We start from the raw sequence: 1,211 nt of genomic DNA, 5'->3' as shown, positions 1-1,211 counted from the left end.
GGAGTGCGCGAAGCCTGGGGGTTTGCTCATGTCAAGGCAGGCGGTGGCGGGCGTCGTAGTACGCGCGCCAGTGCGAGCCGCTTCGCTTCGCCGCCTTCTGCTCGAAGTAGCGCCGCAGCTTGGCGCGGTCGTCGGCGTTGTCCTTCACCACCGTGCCGGCGATGCAGTCGACCAGGTCGGCCGGCGAGCCCTCGCGCTGTTCGAGGAACCATGCGCGCACGCCGACCGCATGCGCCACGTTCACCGCCTCGGCGGTGGACATCACGGCGGTGAGCCGGTCCATCGCCGCGTCGCCCGCGTTGCCGTTGTCGCCCTTCGCGGGTGCGCCGCGCAGGTCGCGGAAGGTGGACACCAGCAGCTCCAGCACGGGAGCGGGCACGGTCTTCGGAATGCCGCTCTGCGCGAGCAGCCGCGTGGACGATTCCTGCACCAGCGCCAGCTCGCGGTCGAAGTCGAGGATGGGGAACACCGTCTCGAAGTCGAAGCGCCGCTTCAGCGCCGCGCTCATCTCGTTGACGCCGCGGTCGCGCGTGTTGGCGGTGGCGATGATGTTGAAGCCCTCGCGCGCATAGAGCATGCCGTGCTCGCCCGACAGCTCGGGCACCGCCATCACGCGGTCCGACAGCATGCCCAGCAGGCAGTCCTGCACCTCCAGCGGCGCGCGGGTGATTTCCTCGAAGCGCACCACCTGGCCCTGCTGCATGCCGAGGTACAGCGGCGCCGGCACCATCGCGCGCGGGCTCGGGCCTTCGTTGATGAGCAGCGCGTAGTTCCAGCCGTACTTGATCTGGTCCTCGGTGATCGAGGCGCCGCCCTGGATGGTGAGCGTCGAGACGCCCGAGATGGCCGTGGCCAGCAGCTCCGACAGCATCGACTTCGCCGTGCCTGGCTCGCCCACCAGCATCAGCCCGCGGCCGGTGGCCAGGGTGACGAGCATGCGTTCGATGCTGGCCACGGGCGCGACGATCTTGGGTGCGATGCCGAGCGCCGCATCGCCAAGGATGAACGAGCGCGCGGCCTTCAGGCCCAGCACCCAGCCGGGCGGGCGCGGGTCGGTGTCCTGCGCCTGCAGCCGTGCGAGCTGTTCGGCGTAGAGGATCTCGGCCGGCGGGCGCTGCAGTTGCTGCGGCGCAGTGCCGGTGTCCTTGGTCGTGTTGTTGATGGCCATCTTTGATTCGGTCAGGTCAAGTTCGGGGAACACCGCGGAACCG

Annotated in this window: 1 protein-coding gene; it reads right to left on the bottom strand. The window is 69.5% G+C overall.

Annotated features, from left to right (window positions below):
- Window positions 1-31: 31 nt before the first annotated feature.
- The gene (locus PMI12_RS26060; RefSeq protein ID WP_042674431.1) at window positions 32-1,168 is read right to left on the bottom strand and encodes an ATP-binding protein; all 1,137 of its coding nucleotides are present in this window, start codon (window positions 1,166-1,168) and stop codon (window positions 32-34) included.
- Window positions 1,169-1,211 lie beyond the last annotated feature (43 nt).

Origin of the sequence: Variovorax sp. CF313, from assembly GCF_000282635.1 — a bacterium.
Classification (GTDB): Bacteria; Pseudomonadota; Gammaproteobacteria; order Burkholderiales; family Burkholderiaceae_C; genus Variovorax.
This window is presented reverse-complemented; position numbering and strand designations above follow the sequence as displayed.

What these genes read in the sequence shown, in the direction of transcription:
- PMI12_RS26060 (WP_042674431.1), bottom strand. Translation starts at nt 1,168, where the DNA reads ATGGCCATCAACAACACGACCAAGGACACCGGCACTGCGCCGCAGCAA.